Source organism: Rhodoferax sp., from assembly GCF_028689295.1.
In the GTDB taxonomy this organism is placed as follows: domain Bacteria; phylum Pseudomonadota; class Gammaproteobacteria; order Burkholderiales; family Burkholderiaceae_C; genus Rhodoferax.
In genome coordinates this window covers 1-6,815 of the sequence record NZ_JAQTWL010000041.1, presented here as the reverse complement: position 1 = coordinate 6,815, position 6,815 = coordinate 1, and the positions used below count along the sequence as shown (strand labels likewise).

The 6,815-nt window shown below is 58.0% G+C and carries 7 protein-coding genes; 4 read left to right on the top strand and 3 right to left on the bottom strand.

Annotation, left to right across the window (positions count from 1 at the left end):
- Position 1: 1 nt before the first annotated feature.
- Genes ssuC through PHF15_RS16250 form a run of 4 tightly spaced genes read left to right on the top strand, consistent with a single transcriptional unit; the run spans position 2 to position 3,372 of the window.
- Positions 2–778, top strand: coding sequence for an aliphatic sulfonate ABC transporter permease SsuC (gene ssuC, locus PHF15_RS16265; RefSeq protein ID WP_300122817.1), 777 nt, complete (start codon positions 2–4; stop codon positions 776–778).
- A gap of 59 nt (positions 779–837) precedes the next feature.
- On the top strand, positions 838–1,728 hold the full coding sequence (locus PHF15_RS16260) for an ATP-binding cassette domain-containing protein (RefSeq protein WP_300122814.1): 891 nt from the start codon (positions 838–840) through the stop codon (positions 1,726–1,728).
- Positions 1,729–1,769: 41 nt separating this feature from the next.
- Positions 1,770–1,985 (top strand): TOBE domain-containing protein, encoded by a 216-nt coding sequence (locus PHF15_RS16255; protein WP_300122811.1) that lies wholly within the window; start codon positions 1,770–1,772, stop codon positions 1,983–1,985.
- 37 nt (positions 1,986–2,022) lie between these two features.
- Positions 2,023–3,372 carry an LLM class flavin-dependent oxidoreductase gene (locus tag PHF15_RS16250; RefSeq protein WP_300122808.1) on the top strand — a complete coding sequence of 450 codons (1,350 nt, stop codon included), beginning with the start codon at positions 2,023–2,025 and terminating at the stop codon, positions 3,370–3,372.
- 457 nt (positions 3,373–3,829) lie between these two features.
- On the opposite strand, the gene PHF15_RS16245 is transcribed toward PHF15_RS16250, so the two are convergent.
- The 3 genes from PHF15_RS16245 to PHF15_RS16235 all read right to left on the bottom strand — a co-directional run bounded on the left by PHF15_RS16245 (position 3,830) and on the right by PHF15_RS16235 (position 6,589).
- Positions 3,830–5,047, bottom strand: coding sequence for a hypothetical protein (locus PHF15_RS16245; RefSeq protein WP_300122805.1), 1,218 nt, complete (start codon positions 5,045–5,047; stop codon positions 3,830–3,832).
- Positions 5,037–6,059, bottom strand: coding sequence for a nucleoid-associated protein (locus PHF15_RS16240; protein ID WP_300122803.1), 1,023 nt, complete (start codon positions 6,057–6,059; stop codon positions 5,037–5,039). Before PHF15_RS16240 ends, PHF15_RS16245 begins: the two co-directional genes overlap by 11 nt.
- A gap of 203 nt (positions 6,060–6,262) precedes the next feature.
- Positions 6,263–6,589: a thioredoxin family protein gene (locus tag PHF15_RS16235; protein ID WP_300122801.1), complete on the bottom strand. Its 327-nt coding sequence runs from the start codon at positions 6,587–6,589 to the stop codon at positions 6,263–6,265.
- Positions 6,590–6,815 lie beyond the last annotated feature (226 nt).

Genomic DNA, 6,815 nt, shown 5'->3' with positions numbered 1-6,815 from the left:
AGTGGTCAGCGCGTTGAAGGCCGTGTGGCAACGCCTGCTGCCCTGGCTGGTGCCGCTGATCCTGATCGCGCTGTGGCAGATGGCATCGCGCCTGGGCTGGCTGTCCACCCGCGTGTTGCCTGCGCCGCTGGAGGTGGTGACCGCGTTCTGGACGCTGGCCGCCTCGGGCGAACTTTGGACCCATGTGCAGGTGAGTGCCGGGCGTGCCCTGACCGGGCTGGCGGTGGGCGGCGGCCTGGGGCTGCTGCTGGGCCTGCTGACCGGCTCGTCGCGCATTGCCGAGACGCTGCTGGACTCCAGCATCCAGATGGTGCGCAACATCCCCGCGCTGGCGCTGATTCCGCTGGTGATTCTGTGGTTTGGCATTGACGAGACGGCCAAGCTGTTTTTGATCGCGGTCTCCGTCTTCTTCCCGATCTACCTCAACACCTTTCACGGCATCCGCGGGGTGGACCCCGGCCTGATCGAGATGGGCCGCACCTACGGCCTGAACCGCTGGCAGCTCTACAGCCAGATCGTGTTGCCGGGGGCCTTGTCCAGCATTCTGGTGGGCTTGCGCTTTTCGCTCGGGCTGATGTGGGTGATTCTGATCGTGGCCGAGACCATCTCGGCGCAGGCCGGCATTGGCTACCTGACCATGAACGCCCGTGAGTTTTTGCAGACCGACATCGTGCTGGTGGGCATCCTGCTCTACGCCGCCTTGGGCAAGCTGGCCGATGTGTTTGCCAAGGCGCTGGAGCGCTACTGGCTGCGCTGGCATCCGGGCTACCAAGGGTGATTCATTTACTATCAATTTTGTAGCTGCTGACGCAGGTTTTATCTGGGCTAGAGGCCAATATGACTATAAATTTCGATCAACAGGGCAATCCGGCCGCTCAGGCTGAGCCGGTCGCACACACCCCTCCCGTGGCCTTGCAGCGCCGTGGTGAACCGCTGGTGCTGCAAGGCTTGAGCAAACGCTTTGGTGAGCGCGAGGTGCTGCGCAATACCCAGCTGCGTGTCGAGCCGGGCCAGTTCATCGCCATTGTGGGGCGCAGCGGCTGCGGCAAGAGCACGCTGTTGCGGCTGGTGGCCGGGCTGGAGACGGCCAGCGCAGGCCATGTCCGCATCAACGACCAGCTGCTGACGGGCCTCTCCAGCGACACCCGCATCATGTTTCAGGACGCGCGCCTGCTGCCGTGGAAGCGCGTCATTGACAACGTGGCGCTGGGCCTGCCCAAGGAGCGGCGTGGGGATGCACTCAAGGTGCTGGCACAGGTCGGCCTGGCAGACCGCGCCAACGACTGGCCGGCGCGCCTGTCTGGCGGCCAGCGCCAGCGCGTCTCTTTGGCCCGCGCCCTGGTGCACAACCCGCGCTTGCTGTTGCTGGATGAGCCGCTGGGTGCGCTTGATGCCCTGACCCGCATCGAGATGCACCGGCTGATTGAAGACCTGTGGCAAGCCAGCGGCTTCACCGCCTTGCTGGTGACACACGACGTGCAGGAAGCCGTGGCGCTGGCCGACCGCGTGATCCTGATCGAAGACGGGCGCATTGCACTCGATGAAGTCATCCACCTGCCCCGCCCGCGCTCGCAAGGTGATGCGACTTTTGCCGCGCTGGAAAAACGCATTCTGGAGCGGGTGTTGCAAAAACCCGCCGCGCCCGAGCGCGAATCCTTCAGCCACCCGGTTGAGGGCGAACCCCGCTGGCCCGGCCTGCCGTTTCACGGTGTGCGCTGGGCGGTCTGATCCCTTCTACTTTTTCCAACGGACTTTTCAAGGAGAACCCCATGTCCATTCAAGCCATCAACGTGCGCAACCAATTCCGCGGCAAGGTCAAGGAAATCATCACCGGCGACGTGGTGTCCGAGGTCGATGTCGAAACCCCCTGGGGCATCGTCACCTCGGTCATCACCAGCCGCTCGGTGCGTGATCTTGACCTGAAAGTCGGCTCCGAGGTGGTGGCATTGGTCAAGTCGACCGAAGTGTCGATTGCCAAGCTCTGACCCCGCCTGACTTTCCCTCACTGAAAGGACCTTCACCATGAGCAAGAAACTCCGCCTTGGCGCCTTCCTCCCCGGTGCCGGACAACACGTGGCCGCCTGGCGGCACCCGGATGCCAACGCCAGCGGGCCGCTGAATTTTGAGCATTACAAGCGTCTGGCCCAAACCGCCGAGCGCGGTCTGTTTGATGCCTTCTTTCTGGCCGACGGTTTGGCCGCCAATTTTGGTGGCCTGTTGGGCGGTGGCGGCAGCGCCAAGGCGACGGATTTTGAACCCGTGACCTTGTTTTCTGCGCTGTCGCAGGTCACTACCCACATCGGTTTTATCGCCACCGCGTCCACCACCTACGAAGAGCCCTACAGCCTGGCGCGTAAATACGCCTCGCTGGACTACCTCAGCGCCGGTCGGGCGGGTTGGAATGTGGTCACCACCATTGGCGACGAGACCGCACGCAACTTTGGCCGCGACAAACAATTGACACCGGTGGAGCGTTACGACCGCGCCGAAGAGTTTGTCGACACCGTCAAAGCGCTGTGGGACAGCTGGGAAGACGATGCCTTTATCCGCGACAAGGCCAGCGGCCAATACTTCGACCCGGCCAAGGTGCACCCACCACAGCACAAGGGCCAACATTTCTCGGTGGCCGGTGCGCTCAACGTGGCTCGCCCACCGCAAGGCTACCCGGTGATCGTGCAAGCCGGTCAGTCCGAGCCCGGTCTGGAGCTGGCCGCACGCACCGCTGAAGTGGTGTTCACCGCCCAGCAATCGCTGGAAGATGCCCAGGCTTTTTACCGCAACCTGAAAGGTCGTCTGGCCAAGTACGGACGCTCAGCCGATGAACTGCGCATCATGCCCGGCGTGTCGGTCTATGTCGGCAAGACCGAAGCCGAGGCCCAGGCCAAGTTGCAGCAGCTCAACGACCTGATTCGCCCCGAAGAAGGCCTGACCCTGCTGGCCGGACTCTCCGGCGGTATCGACTTGTCGACATACCCGCTGGACGGCCCGTTCCCCGATCTGCCCAAGACCGAGGGCTGGGTCAGCCGGGCGCAGATGATGGTGGACATTGCCCACAAACACAGTTTCAGCATCCGCCAGCTCTACCAGTGGGTAGCCACCGCCCGCGGCCACTGGACGATTGTCGGTACACCGACCCAGATCGCCGACCAACTGCAGCTGTGGTTTGAAAACGGTGCGGCGGATGGCTTCAACGTGCTGCCCCCGGTGCTGCCCGCCAGCCTGGATGATTTTGTGGACCTGGTGATTCCCGAGCTGCAACGCCGTGGCCTGTTCCGCACGGAGTACGAAGGCAAGACCCTGCGGGAGAATCTGGCACTGGCCCGCCCGGAGAACCAGCACGCCGCGCGCCGTGGGGAGCGCAAGGCCGCCTGATCGGTCGGGCAGCCCTGGCACACCAGCCCTGTGCGAGCCGCCGCATGGTGGCTTGCGGAGGGATGTGGTGCGCGTGTCGGTGAGGTGGAGCACATGTGGCGGCTGGGGTTGGGCTGACTTTGAACCTTGCGTTCAGAAATGGGGCACTCGGCTTTCAACTGCCCGCTGGCAGCCATCCATAGCGGTCTTAACGGCCCACGAATTCAGCGCCCGAGAGCCGTCATTTGTGGACTTCGGAAATAGCTTGAAAACAAGACAGTGCAGTTGCAATTCTGCCTAGCGTAGTATTCGTCTAAACACAGACCTCGCCAGGAAATCACCGGAATACCTCTAATATGGAGTTTTCACGCCTAATTGGCGGTAACTCAAGGATGAGCTGAATCTTTTGCCTGTTCGGCAAGAGAACTGGGAATGCTAGATGTATTACCCTTTGGGTGACCTTGTATTCAGTTGGCGCCTAGAACCATCGTGCAAGCAGAGGCACCCACGAGACAGCACAATCGCGTGCAGGTGGTGTCAGTTTCAGATAAACCGCGTGCGAAAGCACCAAGCCTAAGACAACAAAGCCGTCAATAGTCCAAAGAATCACTCGCTGCGTCAACGCTCTTTTTGCTAGGTAGCGAAATGTATCGGTGAATGAGTCCGCCACGGCCGAGTATTCTTTTGTGAGTTGCCGTTTTTGCCGATCAATCTCGTCACGAAGCACTCCAAGTGTGTGTGACTGGTTGTGCAGCAAAAAAATCATGAGAATAGAAAACACCCAGCAACCGACCAAAACTGCGGTGTTTACCCAGAATTCGTAACCTACGGCCTTGACATCCTTCATCTGTGTGGCCACGATGATCGTGGCAACAGGTATGCCAAGCAGTTGGTTCTGGATATCAGCAAATACCTTGTGGATTTTTCCGCTGTATTCCACGCGCGCAGCCTCAACTTGGTCGCGGACCTTTTCATACGAAAATCCGGCGGCAAAGAGTTGATAGCCCTGCTCAAACTGCTTTTTCAGTTCGCTGGCATTGGTCAGCAAATGCTTGAATCTTTGATGGCTGGCAAGGTGCTCCGTCAGGGATATCACGGCTTCTGCCAGTATGGAGGCGCATTGCTTCTCGTGCGTCCCTTCTGGCAGCACTTTCAGAAGATCGCGAATAACGGGAAGAGGAAGTCTTTCGAGGTCATCTGCATCGTATTCAATCGGCAACTCAAATTTGCCATCTTTAATGAATACAAGTGATGGTTCATCCGAGTCCAGGAATGCTGCTGCCCGTTTAAGCAGTTGAATGAATTGAAGGACCGCACGATATCTGCTGACAAGATGCTCATCACCGACAACATCCGTGCTGGAAACTCCATCGGCCATCAAGAAAAACGATGGTTCCTTTATCCGCGCTTTGCGTGTGTCTGCCAGCAAACTTCCAATATCGTGCTTAAGCAGTCCGAATCCAAGTCGAGGTGAAATGGAGAGTTCGACAGACTGCCCAATCGTAAGCGTGCCAGGACTTTCATCGTTGGAAAGTGTGCAATGGGTATCGCGTGGCTCAGACAGGCAGGCGTTCAGTGCGCGGAGGTCATCCTCCGTTCTGATGGCAAAACTCCCCCGAACCGGAGGGCCTTCTTGGCGGTTTTGGAGACCTCGGACAACCTGAACCAAATCAGGCCAAATTACCTTAGTCGTCATCGCCTGTCTCGGTGGCGAGCTCGGCCTTTAGTGCATCTGGCAAGTTGAGCAGAGTGAGCGTTCCCTTCTTCTGGCTGTACTCAGCGTAGCCTTGAGAGAGGGCGTGACGATCAATGTCGATGCTCCAGTACTGCGTCTTGTACTTCATACGCATGAGTGCCTTGATACTACGGCCATCAGGAACGAAACCATCTGAAATTTGTACGTCACCCTCGACAAAAGCATCCTGCAACTTCTTCGGCTCATTGGGCCAAACCGCATTGGATAACGCTTCCAGGCTCAGTGGTTCATCGTTCTTGTTTCGCTCATCGCAGTAGCTAAAAGCTGATTGCAAAAAGTCTTCTTCCGCCTTTTGTTCAAGTCCTTGCCCCTTGGCGAATTTCTTCAATGCCGCGACCAGCTTCTTGGTCTCCTCGGTGTCGGCAATCAGTTCATCACAGCCAAGGAAAAGTTTGAAGTAATCAGCCACCTCACCACGCTGCTTTAAGAATCCGACATATCGGATGTCTTCGTCGCCCTTTTCCCAGTCGGTCAGATTCACGCGGCCTGCGACCCGTAGGTTTTCAAGATCGACGTGCATAGCGTCAATTACCTCAAGTGTCTGGTCGTCAATCACGCTGCCATCGACGTTGTTGATGATCGCAACAATGAACCAGGATACGTTGGCTGCATTCGTGACCTGAGACATGAGCACATACCCGCCAGTGGCAAGTGCCGCTGCACTGGCCTTGGTCGCGAGCACCCCCATCAGAAGTTTTGAAGCGTCTAGAAAACTGGTCGTTTTATCCTTGAAGCTGTTCCGCAGAATGGCCGCTGACGGGTAGTTGATTTCATCAGCTTCAAAGCGTCCATAGCCTTTACTGGCTTTTCCCGCATACAAGTCATGAATTGCAAGAATGAGTTTTTCGACAGGGGCAGTGATAGGGAGTGCCGCTGATCTCTCTGTCACACTGGCTTTGCCGTGTTTCTCTTTGTGCAGTTTATGAACGATGGCGTGATTGATCGTATGCAAAATAGATTCCTCCACTATACGGTTATTTCCGCTATTGATAGTCCCCGCCGGGGATTTGGCTCTATGGTTAAAGCTTCGACCCTTTGACGATACTCGATAAACGAGATCATCCCACGACTTGGCTCTCAAGTGCAGTCATTGACTACCGACCGCTCCTGGCCCAAAGCTGCGCCCGTCAACCAACAGTCCCTCCCTCAGCGCCATCACGCGGCGCTCAAAGCGGCTGAAATGTCAGCTGTTTGCGTGGGGCGCACCAGGCGTGCGACTTCCTGTCCGTCACGCAGCAGCACCAGCGTGGGCCAAAGCTTGACGCGAAAGCTCCGCCCAAGCGCGCGGCCAGGCCCGTCTTCAACTTTGATGTGATACCACTGCGCATGTTGTGACAGCGCCTCGGCAAGCGCGGGTTGGGTCGCACGACAGTGGCCGCACCAGCTCGTGCCGAATTCGAGCAGGGTCAAGCCTGGCAGGGCATCCACTTCGGCACGCGCCGGGGCTTCGGTTTCGCTGAGGTAGGGTTTGGATGAATGCATGTCTGAATTGAAATGGGTGTCATCATTGAGGCGCTATCGGATTGCACAACCGAAACCACCCATAAACCACCCGTAAACCACCCGTAAATTTGTCAGAACCATCCGATTCAGCCGAAAAATCAACCCGCTTGGGCAGGCCCCAGCAAATAAACGGATGCCTTCCCAGTCCCGACTAGCACAATGGCATCTGCATCACACATACGCTTGAGCAACTGTTTGGTTTGCC